At 62.9% G+C, this 13,542-nt stretch carries 13 protein-coding genes; 5 read left to right on the forward strand and 8 right to left on the reverse strand.

From position 1 onward, the window contains the following. Positions 1–31: 31 nt before the first annotated feature. From H6979_05820 to H6979_05835, 4 genes are read right to left on the reverse strand one after another with little or no spacing between them, the layout of a single operon-like run. Complete coding sequence (locus tag H6979_05820) at positions 32–586, reverse strand: hypothetical protein (protein MCP5139353.1); 555 nt, start codon at positions 584–586, stop codon at positions 32–34. Beyond that, positions 583–1,635, reverse strand: coding sequence for a PilW family protein (locus tag H6979_05825; GenBank protein MCP5139354.1), 1,053 nt, complete (start codon positions 1,633–1,635; stop codon positions 583–585). Before H6979_05825 ends, H6979_05820 begins: the two co-directional genes overlap by 4 nt. Then, positions 1,632–2,099: a type IV pilus modification protein PilV gene (pilV, locus tag H6979_05830; GenBank protein MCP5139355.1), complete on the reverse strand. Its 468-nt coding sequence runs from the start codon at positions 2,097–2,099 to the stop codon at positions 1,632–1,634. Before pilV ends, H6979_05825 begins: the two co-directional genes overlap by 4 nt. Continuing rightward, positions 2,096–2,617 carry a GspH/FimT family pseudopilin gene (locus H6979_05835; protein ID MCP5139356.1) on the reverse strand — a complete coding sequence of 174 codons (522 nt, stop codon included), beginning with the start codon at positions 2,615–2,617 and terminating at the stop codon, positions 2,096–2,098. The genes pilV and H6979_05835 overlap by 4 nt, the downstream gene beginning before the upstream one ends. Positions 2,618–2,872: 255 nt before the next feature. Between H6979_05835 and H6979_05840 the strand changes: the two genes are divergently transcribed. The 4 genes from H6979_05840 to H6979_05855 all read left to right on the forward strand — a co-directional run bounded on the left by H6979_05840 (position 2,873) and on the right by H6979_05855 (position 4,518). After that, on the forward strand, positions 2,873–3,154 hold the full coding sequence (locus tag H6979_05840) for a peptidylprolyl isomerase (protein ID MCP5139357.1): 282 nt from the start codon (positions 2,873–2,875) through the stop codon (positions 3,152–3,154). Between the two features lie 16 nt (positions 3,155–3,170). Beyond that, positions 3,171–3,770, forward strand: coding sequence for a 5'-nucleotidase (locus H6979_05845; protein ID MCP5139358.1), 600 nt, complete (start codon positions 3,171–3,173; stop codon positions 3,768–3,770). A gap of 73 nt (positions 3,771–3,843) precedes the next feature. After that, the gene (locus tag H6979_05850; protein MCP5139359.1) at positions 3,844–4,110 is read left to right on the forward strand and encodes a DUF2442 domain-containing protein; all 267 of its coding nucleotides are present in this window, start codon (positions 3,844–3,846) and stop codon (positions 4,108–4,110) included. Positions 4,111–4,140: 30 nt separating this feature from the next. Further along, entirely contained in the window at positions 4,141–4,518 is a 378-nt protein-coding gene (locus H6979_05855) for a cupin domain-containing protein (GenBank protein MCP5139360.1), read from the forward strand. A 140-nt stretch (positions 4,519–4,658) separates the two neighbouring features. Here the strand turns inward: H6979_05855 and H6979_05860 are convergent, their stop codons facing one another. The 4 genes from H6979_05860 to H6979_05875 all read right to left on the reverse strand — a co-directional run bounded on the left by H6979_05860 (position 4,659) and on the right by H6979_05875 (position 12,517). Next, on the reverse strand, positions 4,659–6,857 hold the full coding sequence (locus H6979_05860; GenBank protein MCP5139361.1) for a xanthine dehydrogenase family protein molybdopterin-binding subunit: 2,199 nt from the start codon (positions 6,855–6,857) through the stop codon (positions 4,659–4,661). 94 nt (positions 6,858–6,951) lie between these two features. Then, positions 6,952–7,758 (reverse strand): SDR family oxidoreductase, encoded by an 807-nt coding sequence (locus tag H6979_05865; protein MCP5139362.1) that lies wholly within the window; start codon positions 7,756–7,758, stop codon positions 6,952–6,954. An 89-nt stretch (positions 7,759–7,847) separates the two neighbouring features. Next, entirely contained in the window at positions 7,848–9,170 is a 1,323-nt protein-coding gene (locus H6979_05870) for a DEAD/DEAH box helicase (GenBank protein ID MCP5139363.1), read from the reverse strand. 245 nt (positions 9,171–9,415) lie between these two features. After that, positions 9,416–12,517 carry a DUF748 domain-containing protein gene (locus H6979_05875; GenBank protein ID MCP5139364.1) on the reverse strand — a complete coding sequence of 1,034 codons (3,102 nt, stop codon included), beginning with the start codon at positions 12,515–12,517 and terminating at the stop codon, positions 9,416–9,418. 92 nt (positions 12,518–12,609) lie between these two features. Between H6979_05875 and H6979_05880 the strand changes: the two genes are divergently transcribed. Next, complete coding sequence (locus tag H6979_05880) at positions 12,610–13,524, forward strand: DUF3617 family protein (protein ID MCP5139365.1); 915 nt, start codon at positions 12,610–12,612, stop codon at positions 13,522–13,524. Positions 13,525–13,542: the final 18 nt, after the last annotated feature.

The raw sequence follows: 13,542 nt of genomic DNA on the forward strand, positions 1-13,542 counted from the left end.
TCGTGCCTCCAATGGCTCATTCTGGGTCGCCTCAGCGCTTGAACGTGGTCTGCAGTGTGACCCTGGCATTGCCTGCCATGCCCACACCGCGCGCCGTCACGCGATAAAAGGTTGCTTCATCCACGGTGGTATCTGCAGCCAGGCTTTCGCCCGGCGTCGGCACCCGTGGCAACTGCTCGACAATGTAATCAGCCGTGGCGCCGCCAAGATCGTCCATCGCGGCATCAAGGGCTGCATCGGCGTGAACAGCCGCGGCGTTGTTCCAGTCCAGGGTTTCCCAGAGCGGCATGTCGTCGGGATCAGCCGGCTTGTACAGGCCACCGTTCGCGCCGCCGAAAACCGGTATCACCGGCACCTGGGCAATCAGTTCACCGGCGCGCAGCCCGGCCTCGGCCGCCTGGAAAGCAACATTGCGATCCTGGGTATTGCCGGTCATGCGCTCTTCGAGCAGCGTCATGCGGGCACTGGCCGTTGCGAGCAGCGTCAACACGAGCAGCATGACCAGTGCGATGACCATCGCGGCACCACGCTGCGCCTGCATCCCTTTCCGCACCGGAGATTTCCTGAAAGCTGATTTCATGTTCATGACAAGCGGTTTCTCACTGCCACAGTAAAGCTCACGACCTGCCGCAGACGACCATCGCTGAACGGGCCGACTGCCGCTTCATTGAGCAGAACGAATGTGCGCGGATCGGCGTCAGCCACCTGTTCCCGCACACTGGATACCAGCAAGGCAACCTGCACGCTGACGACGTTATTCCAGTTGACGACGGTATCGGCAGTCCGGTACAGGTCGGGCACCTGGTCGTTGCCGATGGTGTCTTCGCCGTACAGGATCTGCATGTCTTCGACGCCCTCGGCGAGTTCCTGCGGGGCACCGCTGCCGACGCGCCGCCAGAGACCTGGGATGCCGGCAGCGTTGTTGCGTATGAAGTAGGTGGTGGTACGCAGCGTGAAGAGTTGTGCGCCGGCAGTGTAACGGCGGGCCAGGTTCTTGCTGCTGTTGCCCGGCGTGCCGGCGCCGGCCTCGTGGGCGATGGTGCCGGAACCTTCATCAAAACCGGTAACTTCGAATATCGCCGACCCCCCGCAATCACTGACCAGCATGATATCTCCGGCAGCCGGAGTGTCCGGCGCGGCCGGGTCTAGATCGATTACCGTCACGGGATCGCCGGAACTGTTAACCATGTTGGCAGTGAGCTGCAGATCCGGATTATCGACCGTACGGATCACCAGCACGTCGGTATCTGCAACGACGACGTTGCCGCCTGCCGTAATCTCGCCGGGCAGATCGGCGCTCACCACGTCCTCGAAACCTTCGACATGCCGGGCATAGTTGTTGAGGAAGTCGTTCGGATTGTTGAGCGTGTTCACGACAGTCCCCAGGTCGCGCAGGCAGCCACGGAAGCCGGCCATCTGCAGATCCCGCTGGATCAGCTGTGTGGCGTAGCGCGAGACTTCCTGCCGGCCGCTGAGCCCGCCCTGCATGTCGTTCTGGCGCTTTGTGCTCAGGTAGATCTGCACAACTGCACCGGTAACGATGATGCCGAGCGTCACGGCGATCATGATCTCGACCAGGCCGATGCCGCGCTGGTGCCTGATTCCGGTGAAAGCCTGCCTGTTGAAGCCGTTCATAGCGTCGTACTCAGCACCAGCGACATGGCACGGCTGTCGTCCGGGTTGTTGTCGGAGGCATCCGTCCACTGCACCGTGATCGTTGCGACATTGCTGTTGTCGACCTGGACCGCACCCTGGCCGGATGGCAGCGCGGCCTCAAGCGCATCCTTCCAGGCGTTCAGGTCATCGCCTTCGACACCGCCCACACCCGGATCGGCACCCATCGCCAGGTTGTAGACCTTGCCGGGACCGATGGCCCTGTTGCGGTTGGCACGCATGCGCTCGAGGATGTCCTGTGCAAGCGTGGTGGCGACGAAGCGCTCGCCGGAACTGTTGCTGTTCTGTACGCTGGTCAGCTGCAGGCCGGCAAGGCCGAGCAGGCCGATCGAAACCAGCACGACCGTGATCAGTACTTCAATGAGGGTGATGCCCGACTGGTGCCGGATATGTCCTGGAATCTTCACGACAGGCTTCCTGTTCATGTTCCACATGCCACATGGCTGAGCGTGGCCCGTCCCTGCGGATTGATGACGATCTGCCGGTTCTGGTCACCCGAACAGTCGGGAACAGACAGCAGGAATGACACCTGGCCACCACTGAGGAAGCCGCTGGGGGTATAGGAAATGAAGTTCGTGTTGCTGGCGAGCGTCGCCTCGCCGGACAAAGCCGGCAATACGCGCAGCACGGTATCGGGCGGCACTGCCGCATCGTCCACGGTGCCGAGGGCTCCGGCAGCATCCGTAAACACGATCCAGCCCGGCGTCCATACCGTAAACAGGCCGCCGACGGGATCACAGCTCTCGCCGTCGGTACTCGCACAGACAGACACCGGAATGCCGCGGGTTACCGCTTCGTTGCGGGCCAGCGCCAGCGCACCGACCAGTGCATTGCTCTGTTCGGCGGCGCGGTTGTTCTGCAGAAAATCACGAAAAGCGGGAATGGCCATCGCACTGAGAATTGCCACGATGGACAGCGCGGCCAGCAGCTCAATGGCTGTCATGCCCCGATGGCCTGAAACCAGACCGGTACGCCGTGTATGCAGGCAGGAACGAAACACCCGTCATCTCCGCGTCTTCCAGATGGGTGCAACTATGGCGATCGAGGCCCGCGGAGACCGTGACGCACTTCCGTTTTCCACGGAAAAATCCATATTTTTCATCAGCTTACAACCGCTCGTCGGCAGAAACGACCGCTTGTCCCTTATGTCGCAGGGACATGCTAGCCTTGCCCGCCCTGCCGAACGGAGACCTTGACCATGACCAAAGCGAGCGCCCGCCACATCCTCGTCGACGACAAAAGCAGCTGCGAAGCCCTGAAGTCCCGCATCGAAGCAGGCGAGGACTTTGCCGATATCGCCCGTGAACACTCCAACTGTCCCTCCGGACAACAGGGTGGTGATCTCGGCGAGTTCCGGCCGGGGCAGATGGTGAAGGAATTTGATCAGGTGGTATTCAGCGCCGAGGTCGGCAAGGTACACGGTCCGGTACAGACACAGTTTGGCTACCATCTGATCGAAATCACGCAACGCACGGCCTGATGGCTGCCGGCCTGTCATGAGAACGGAGCGGCAATTTGTACTCGGCGTGGATCTCGACGGCGTGGTCGCGGATTTTGCGCGCGGGCTGAAGCCTGTCGCTGCCGAGTGGCTGGGCCTCGCCGAACAGCAACTGACCGATGAGATCAGTTATGGCTTCGGCGAATGGGGGCTGGAGGCTGCCGGGGGCTACGATGCCCTGCATCGTTTTGCGGTGAAGGAACGCGAGCTGTTCGCGCGCCTGCCGCCGGTCAGCGGTGCACCGGCGGCGTTGCGCCGACTCGACACCATCCCCGAAGTCCGCATCCGCATCATCACCCACCGCCTGTATATCCATTGGTTCCACAAGGAAGCGATCCGGCAGACCACCGAGTGGCTGGAGCGACACGGCATTCCCTACTGGGACCTGTGCTTCATGCGCGACAAGGCAGCCGTCGGTGCCGACCTGTATCTGGAGGACAGTCCCGACAACATCAGGGCGCTGCGCGCCACCGGTCATGAAACCATCGTCGTGGTGAATTCAACCAACCGCGAGCTTCCACCGCCGCGCGCAACCGACTGGGATGGCATCGAGCGGCTGGTGCGTGAGCGGGTTGCACTCTGGCGGCAGCAAGGTTGAAGCTGCATAAGCGGTAACTTTGCAGAGATTGCCGACTTGTTGGTCACAGCGGCGCGGCGCAGGATTTGCCGCAATGATCTCCCGACTCATCGCCGCCTGGCCCCTGGAACGCTATCAGCTGTGGCTCACCTACGCCGATGGCACCGAAGGTGTCGTCGACCTCGAGGAACAACTGGCGCCCTGGTCGCTGGAAACATTGCGCGATGTCCGCGAGTTCCGGAAGCTGCGCATCGATCGCAGCCGCAGCCTGATCGTCTGGCCCGGCGGGGTCGATCTGGATACGCATACCCTGTACCGGGAACTCAGACGCCGGCGTTGCCGCAAGACGGCTGGCAGATGATCCTGGCAACCCCATGCAATAATTCCGCGCATGTCCGGAACCCCTGCGAATTCGCGCGATCATGGCGTACGAGTGATACGTAGCGAAGAGGTCAGCCAGGGTGGTGCCGGAGATCTTGCTGTCCGGCTTGTAGCCGAACTCAGCCACGCACCAGGCGGCCACGGCACACTGGCTGCCCGCAGCCTGGAACTTGCGCCCGGCGCCAGTCAGGCACCTCCTCATCAGGGGCCCACCGAAAGCGTCATCTGCGTGATCAGCGGCCGGGCCACGATCCGCTGGGGCGAGAGCCTGGAGTCCTGTTGCACCGCCGGGCCCGGCGATCTGGTTGTCATCCCGGCCCGGGTACCGCATCAGGAAGATAATGCCGGCGGTACAGAAGCGCTGCGCTATCTGCTACTGACCACCTGAAAGGTGCCGCACCTAAAAGGTGCCAGATTTATTTTTTCTCCGCTAAAAAGGTGCCATAAAAAGGTGCCAGATTTATTTTTTCCGTTGAGAAAAAATAAATCTGGCACCTTTTTAGCGTGGCACCTTTTTAGCGGCACCTTTCAGGCACCAAGACGCAGCGGCAAGGTGCGCAATCTCTGCCCCGTTGCCGCAAACACCGCATTGGCAACCGCAGGGGCGATCGGCGGCACGCCCGGCTCGCCCACACCGCTCGGCTCTGTACCCCCGGGCACGATGTGCACATCGATGGCTGGTGAGTCAGCCATGCGCAGCACGCGGTAGTCGTGGAAGTTGCTCTGCTGTACGGCGCCGTCCTTGATGCTGATCTCGCCATACAGCGCCGCAGACAGGCCAAACAGGATCCCGCCCTCCATCTGCTGACGCACGATGTCAGGGTTGATCACCAGTCCGCAATCCACGGCACAGCTCACGCGATGCACGCGAATGGCGTCATCAGCGCCGATACTGATCTCTGCAACATGAGCAACGATGGTACCGAAGGCTTCCTGTATCGCGATTCCCCGGTGGCGGCCCGGAACCTGCGTGGCCCAGCCGGATTTCTCCAGCACCAGATCGAGTACGGCGAGGTGGCGCGGCGCCGCCGCCAGATAACGTCGGCGAAAGGCTGCGGGGTCCTGTCCAGCTGCAGCCGCGAGCTCGTCGATGAAACTCTCGATGACAAAAGCCGTATACGAGTGACCGACCGAGCGCCACAGCGTCACCGGAACGCCGGGGTTCCAGTCGGCCAGGTCGATCTGCACATTCGGAATCGCATAGGGCATGGATCGCGCGCCGGCACGCGCCGACTCCGAACCCCTGAAGCGATCGAGCAGGCTGGTGACGCCGTCACTGAAGCCGCCGGTTACGGATTGCGGCATCCACTCCGGTGCAAGCACGTCAAGCGCGACCGGAACAACCAGCCGGTTCAGGTTTGTGGCGACCAGTCGATGCTGCCAGGCCAGCGGCTCGCCGTCGGCATTCAGCGCGGCGCGCAGGCGATGCAGCGTCGCCTCGCGATAGAGACCTTGACGCATATCGTCTTCACGCGTCCACATCAGCTTCACGGGGCGCGTGGTGTGCCGCGCAATTTCCACCGCCTCGACGACATACTCCATGGTCGCACGCCGCCCGAAACCACCGCCGGCGTAGGTTGTATGCACCCGCACCTGCTCCCGGGGCAGCCCCGACATGTCGCAGATCACCTGGCGCACCATGTCGGGTCCCTGACTCGGCACCCAGGCCTCACATCCGCCGTCATGGAACCAGATCGTGGCATTCATCGGCTCGAGCGTGGCGTGCGCCAGATAGGGCAGCCAGTACTCCGCCTCCACCAACCGCGCAGCGGCTTGCAGTGCCTGATCCGTATCGCCGTCATCACGCACCCGGTGCGTGTCGGCGGCATCGAGCTGCTTCCCCTGCTCCACCCGGATCGATGCGCTGCTGATGCCGGCGAGCGGACCCGTACTCCATTCAATGGTGAGCGCGTTCGCACCCTGTTGCGCATGCCAGAAAGTCTCGCCAAGCACGGCGACGCCGGTATGCACAGCCCGCACGTCAACGATGCCCGGTAGCGCACGCGCCGCAGTCGCATCATGGCCAAGTGCTTGTGCAAGCAGACGCGGTGGGCGGGCGATCACGGCGACGAGCAGATCCGGGAGTTGCGTATCCACGCCGTATGTCGCGCGACCGGTGAGTTTCGGCAGGATATCCGGCCGCGGTACCGTGGTCCCGATCCACCGCCAGCGACCGGGCTCCCTGAGCGGCGCCTTGTCAGGCACCGGCAGGCGCGCCGCCGCTGTTGCAAGTTCGGCATAAGCCAGACGCCTGTTGCCGCGCCGGTCGATGACTCCCGCTGCACCATCGGTATCGAGTGCGGCCACATCGGTCTGCCACTTGTTCGCGGCTGCCTGCAGCAGCATCTGCCGGGCCCGCGCACCGGTCTCCCGGATCGGCAGCCAGCGGGTGCGCGTGGTCTTGCTCTCGCCCGTCATTTGCAGCGGATCCTGGAACAGCGGATTGATCGCCGCTAAACGCAGCGTGATCTGCGCCGGCGACACATCGAGTTCCTCGGCCAGCAGGGTGGCGAAACCGGTCATCACACCCTGACCAAGTTCGGCCTTGTCGACCTGCAGAACGATGTCGCCCCCGGGCGTGATCTGCAGCCAGGCGTTCGGCGAGAGGTTACCGGGCGTTTCCGGCGCCGGCGTCCGGTTGCGGGCCGGGCGCAGCCAGGTCAGTGCGAGGCCACCACCGGCCAGCACCGCCGTACTGATCAGCAGCTTGCGACGACTCAGGGACATGAAAAAGGTGCCAGATTTATTTTCATGGGAGGAAAGGAAAGGTAGCTCTTACGGAAAATAAATCTGGCACCTTTTTATGGCACCTTTTTATGGGCTACCAGGGTATGGGCTTGCCATCGACATTGACCGGTACGCCCTTGTCCTCGAGTGTGAGCGCCGCAACCATCGCGTAAAGTGCCGCCGCGCTGTCGGCCGGCGTCAGTTTGTCACCCTTGTAGCCGGACGCGACAAGCATATCCGTGTCGACCATGCCGGGGGCCACAATGGCCACGATGATGCCGCGACTCCGCAGGTCGTTGCGCAGCGCACGCATGCCCATGTTCATGGCCGCCTTGCTCATCTGGTAGAAATAAAAGCGCGACATCCGGGCCATGATTGTCAGCGAACCGAGCCCGCTGGTCATGCCGATGATCTTTTTCTGCTCGCTGGCAGCGACGTTCTCGACAAAGGCCTCGGACAGTTTCAGTGGTCCGTAGGCGTTGGTCTTCATGACTTCAACGAACATGTCCTGATCGAGGTTGCCAAACTGCTGCCTGGCAATTGGTTCACCGAGCCAGGCGGCATTGTTGAACAGCACATCGACGGGAACCCCGCGGTACTTTTCCGCAAGCTTGCCGATCTCCCTGAGATCGGTCACGTCGAGTTTCTCGACCAGGACCTTCGGATTGCCGGCGGCAAGTGCCTGCAGTTCCTTGGCCTTCGAAGGCGTGCGGCAGGTTGCAATCACGTTCCAGCCCTTTGCCGCGTACTCCTGCGCCAGGGCCAGGCCCACACCACGATTCGAACCGGTCAGCAGGATGGTCGGGCTGTCCGGATCCCGGACCTTTGCCGCGTGGAGCGGCGAGAACGCCAGCAGGGTCAGAACCAGTACGAGGCCGCAGCGGAGTTCTTTCGTATTCATCAAGTCTCCCGGATGATTTTGACGGGCTACAGAAAGCAGTCCTCAAATATACAAGCACCGCTGCGGAACAGGGCGGACCTGATTCGGGTTTAACCGCTGCGTGCCCGCGCACCGCCACCGCGGTTACCGCGATAGCGGTTCTGGCGCTGGCCCTGACCGGCACCCTGGCCATGACGCTGTCCGTCACGGTGCTGATGCGCCTGGTTACCGCGCGTGTCCTGCTCCGGCTGCGCGGGACGACCCGGACGCACCGGTGGCTCGGAAATCTTCGGCAACTGTGCACGCAGGAGCGGACGCCCCAGCAGGCGTTCGATGTCCTTGAGCTGCCCACGCTCGTCGGCCGATACCAGCGAGACCGCTACACCACTGGCGCCGGCCCGGCCGGTGCGTCCGATGCGGTGCACGTAGTCCTCGGGAACATTCGGCAGTTCGTAATTGATGACACAGGGCAGCTGGTCGATATCAAGGCCGCGCGATGCGACTTCGGTGGCCACCAGTGCCGTCACCTTCCCCTGCTTGAAATCATTCAGCGCCTTGGTACGCGCAGACTGGCTCTTGTTGCCATGAATGGCAGACGCGATGATGCCGTCGTCCTCCAGCTGCTTGGTCAGCCGGTTGGCGCCGTGCTTGGTGCGTGTAAAGACCAGCACCTGGCCCCAGTCATTGGTGCGGATCAGGTGCGACAGCAGCCGGCGCTTGTCTTCCTTGCGGATCTCGTGCACATGCTGCGTGACGCTGTCCACCGCAGCATTGCGGCGCGCGACCTCGATATTGACCGGCTGATGCAGAAAAGCCGCGGCCAGTGTGCGGATCTCCTCGCTGTAGGTGGCGGAGAACATCAGGTTCTGGCGTTTGGCCGGCAACAGCTTGAGTATCCGCTTGATGTCGTGAATGAAGCCCATGTCGAGCATGCGGTCAGCTTCATCGAGAACGAGGATTTCTATCTTCGAAAGGTCGATGGTGCGCTGCTGCACATGGTCGAGCAGACGGCCCGGCGTGGCGACAACGATGTCGGTGCCACGGCGCAGGCTCTCCGCCTGTGGATTGAAACCCACACCGCCAAACACGACGGTGACGGCCATCGGCGTATAGCGGCCGTAAGTGCGCGCGCTTTCCGCCACCTGTGCAGCGAGCTCACGTGTGGGGACCAGCACCAGCGCACGCGGTGCGCGCCAGCCATTGCGGCCCGCAGCGACGGGCGCTTCGCCGGGCTTTGGTGTGCCCAGCAACTGCAGGATCGGCAGGACAAAACCGGCCGTCTTGCCGGTTCCCGTCTGCGCACCGGCGAGCAGGTCGCGACCGGCCAGCACTTCGGGAATTGCGCGGGCCTGTACGGGCGTCGGTGTTTCGTAACCGCTATCCGCAATGGCGCGCAACAGTTCGGGCTTCAACCCGAGCGTTTGAAATGACATCTTTGATTTTCCTCTCCAGCCTGCAGAGCGTCCCGTGTCATCGGGATAATCCTCTGGTCCGGTAGAGGCAGGGTAATGGTCTCGGGTGTTTCCGGAGCGCTGCCGCAAGCGGCGATGCCGTGCGGAGTTCCAGTGCAAAAACTGCGAGATAATGAACGAGCTGACCGGACGAAAGCTTGTTTAGCAGCGCGCACCATACACGAAGGGCGCCCGGTATCCAAGCAACCCGCCAGGGCTTGCCAGCCTCAGCGCAGCGCAAGCTCCATGATCACCGCACCACTTTCTGCCCGGCCTTCAGCCGGCGACGTCAGGAACACCCTGCCCGGATCGATATCGGTATCACCGAGCAACTTCGCCTGTACCGCCTCGGCCCGCGCCCGGGCGAGCGCAAACAGATCGTCGTCCGTGATCTCGACATGCTGGCGCACCGCCTGCTCGAGCCGCGAGATCATTGCCTCCGGTGTATCCGGTACGGGCGTTGCGCCCGCCGGCGGAGCCGGGGGCTCCGGCAGTTTCGCCTTCGCGCCATATGCCTTGCGGTATACGGCAGTCAGCTGGCGCAGGTAGTCTTCACGGTTGGCGCTGACCGCCGCAAAGTTCAAGCCGTCCGAGGGCTGCTTTCTGGCAATCAGCTCAGCCTTCCTGGCCGCCACGACATCACGCCTCAGCCGGGACTCGATGATCCCGGCAGCATCCGCCTCGCGGCTGAAGACCGCCGGCACATCGAGTTTCAGTCCCGGACGTTCATCGAGCGCCTTCAGCAGCGAGTCCAGCTTCCGCTGTGCGGCTTCGTCGATTGTCGCCGTTCCCGCAGGGAAGCCGATGAGGTTCATGTCTTCACCGCCGCCAAAGAGATTTCCCAGCAGCGCAAAGGGCGCAGTGACCGCCTTGCTCAGCAGATTGACGAAGACCTTCCAGATGATCGGTCCGATGCGGAACTGCGGATCATCAAGACTGCCGGCTACCGGCAAGTCGATATCGATGACGCCATTGCGGTCCTTGAGCAGGGCGACCGCGAGCTTGAGCGGCACGCCGATCGAATCCGGGCTTTCCACCTTGTCACCAAGTTCCAGCTGGTCGATGACAATCTTGTGGTCGGCCTGGAGCTTGCCCGCGTTCAGCTTGTAGTTGAGCTCGGCAGACAGCTTTCCGCGCCGGATCGTGTAACCCGCAAAGCGCCCCGAATAAGGCGTGAACGAAGCCATCTCGATATTGCGGAAGTTCATCGCCATGTCGAGCCAGGCCTCGGCGGCCAGCGGATTGACCTCGCCGCGGATGGTAACCGGCGAGAAGCGGTCGACCTGACCGTCGAGTTCCACCTTTGCGCGTGAGGCGGGGTCTGAAGACAGCCCGCTGATCGTGCCCTCGAGCTTGCCGATGCCGGTCGCGAAATTCGGCCGGATGCTCAGGTCCGCAAAGTTTGTCGAACCGTTCCTGATGCTGACGGTGCCGATCTGCATCGGGAACGGCGCCGGTTTCGGCTGCGCTGCAGACGGATTACTGACCACGACATCTGCCGTCTGCCCACCCAGCGTCGGCCCGCCCGCCGGCGTCGCAGTCGCTCCCGGACCAGCGAGAACCGCGGCTACATTGGTGTTGCCGTCGGGCGCAATGATCAGCCGCGCATATGGACCTTGCGCGCTGACCGTGCGGATGCGCAGGCTTTGGGGTGCGGACCGGTATCGCAAGCCGTCGAGTTGCAGCCGGTCCCATTTGATGAAATCTTCTTCGAGGACATTATCGACCGTGCGCAGGCCGCTGACCGTGACATCGGCTTCGACATCGAGTCTTGCCGTCGGCTCGGCCGGCACATAGGACAGCTTGCCCTTGAGCCCCAGCTCGCCGGAGACCAGCGTCATGCTCGACTTTTTTGCTACCCAGGGCTGCAATACGCTCAGGTCGAAATCGGCCAGCTCTATATCTGCCTGTGCAGCCAGCGAGTCCATTGCCAGCACAGCTGCGGTGTGCAGCTTGCCTTTCTCGTTCACAGCGGTATCCACCGTCAGGTTCACGACGGCATCGGGCCGGGTACTGTAGTCGCTGACCGTGAAGCCGAGCGGTTTCAGATGCAGTACCGGGACCGGCTGCACCGAGCGGTCTTCGATGGTCACATCCAGATTGCTTGCGGCTATGGCGGGCAGACGCACTTCCCAGTCCTTGCGGGAGGACGCAGCCTGCGACGCGGGCTGCACGGCTGCCTTCGGGGTGGAGGCCGGCTCCTGCGCGGCCGATGGAGCAAGTGCCTGCGATGGGGGGCCCGCAGCCTCCGGCGCTCCGCCGGCAAGCGCCGACAGGTTCAGCTCTCCGTCGGGCGTCAGCCAGGCAGACACGGTACCCCCGTCGATTGCCAGCGATGCAAACTCAAGTCGACGCTCTGCGAGCGACATCCGGCCACCGCTGGCAACCAGGCGGTCGAGCACCACATAGTCGTCCGGTTGACCTCGTGCGCGCAGCGCGACTTTCGCGATGGTGATTTCGCTATCCGCAAGCTCGACTTGCGCGCCATCTGCGGTATCCGCGTACTGGTAGCGGCCGCGCACCGCCAGGCTGCCGCGAGCAATCTCCAGCGGCAATGCATCGCCCGGAAGTGCCGCGATCTCCGGCAGCGGCAGGTCTGTCAGCTGGAACTCACCAACCGAGGCCAGCGGCGAAGCCTGCAGCGTCCCCTGCCAGGCGATCCGCCCGCTGCCGAATACATGCGCGTCAAGACGGTAACGGTCGGCACCGTCGCGAAAGGTCGTGAAGTCGCTCAGCCGGAACTCGACGGGATCGATATTCGCGACAAAGGCTTCAGCACGATCGAGATCGGTGACGCGAATCCGGCTCTTGCTGACCCGCAGGTCAGCCACCATCAGGCGGGGCAGCGATTCGTGTTCGGCATCCGGTGACTTTGCAGACTGCAGATCAGCAAGGTTCAGCGCTCCACCGGGGCGCACGACAGCGTTGACTGCCAGCCCGTCGACTGCGATCTCGCGAAAGGACAGTGCGCGATGCCACAGCGAATCCAGGTCCAGGTCCACGCGCAGCTGATCGAAGGCCACCAGCGGTCCGCCATCTGCATCCGGCAGGGCAAGCCCGTCAATTTCCAGGGCAAGGCTGAAGGGATTGAAACGGATCGCACCGATGGCGAGTTCGCGGCCGTATTCGGCCCTGACCGTGTCCTTGAGCAGGCCGTTCAGCAATCGCGGCACCGCGTAAAAGCCGAGCGCCGCGTACGCCGCGAGCAGCCCGGCAATTGCCAGCCAGAACACCGGCCGGTTGAGAAAAGCGAATGGTTTCTTGCGCACGGCTTCGGGCATGGCCGACCTCTTGAGGCCGATGATGCGTGATGCGTTGAACCTGTACAACCGGCACCCTGATTAATGACGTTGCAAGCTCTCTCGGCGGGCACCGGTCCGGCATATACTCACGGCCGGTCGTAACCCATCGGAGATCTGTCATGCGTCTGCATTTCATCGCCCTGCTCCTGATCGCCCCGGCCGCCTTCGGCCAGACAGAGCCGGGACACAGCTGGGACATCACGACCAGCATGGAAATGGGGGGCATGAAACTGCCCGGACAGAAGCAGCAGGTCTGCGTTGCGGACCGGGCCGAGGGGCCCGATGCGATGTCGGGCGACGACAAGCGCTGCACGATCAGCGATGTAAAGAGTTCGCCCGGGCGGTACAGCTACAAGGTCAACTGCCCGGATGGCTCGGGTACCGGCGAGATGACCTATCACGGCAAGGACAGCTATACCTCGAAAATGACCATTACCGCCGACGGTGAAACGATGGTCATGGTGTCCGAGGGCAGGCGTGGCGGACCCTGTGACCCCAAACAGAAGAGCAAACAGGTTGCTGCCATGGAGGCGCAGGCCGCGGCCGGCATGCGGCAGTCATGTGGTGCAATGGCAGACGCCATGCTGCCGGCAGGCCTCACCAACAACAAGTGTGCGGCCAAGGACAAGCAGCAGCTCTGCACGAAGCTCAACACACAGGAAGGCTATCTGCTGGCCAGTGAGCGCCAGCCGAGCGGGGATCCGATGCTGGATTCCGGATTGCTCCCGGCAGTGGAAAAATACTGTGGCGTGGCAGCCGGGTCTACATTGACACGCCTGTGTGATGACGCGAACAAGCGCGAGGATTTCAGGTTCCTCGGCGCCCAGTGCCCGGCACTCGCGGCGCCCATTGCCCAGCGCGAATGCGCAGGCCGCAGCTTCAGCACGCCCCCAGCCGAGAAGTACCGGGATTTCTGCAACAGCTATGCGCGGGACATGATGCAGGGTAGTGGCGAAGCAGGCGGCGTCGCGCCGAAAGCGCAGGACGTACTGAAAGAAGGCGCCAAGCGGCTCAAGGGACTGTTCGGTCGCTAGACCAGGGCTGCCTTGCTG

This window comes from Chromatiales bacterium (assembly GCA_024234935.1).
Classification (GTDB): Bacteria; Pseudomonadota; Gammaproteobacteria; order Steroidobacterales.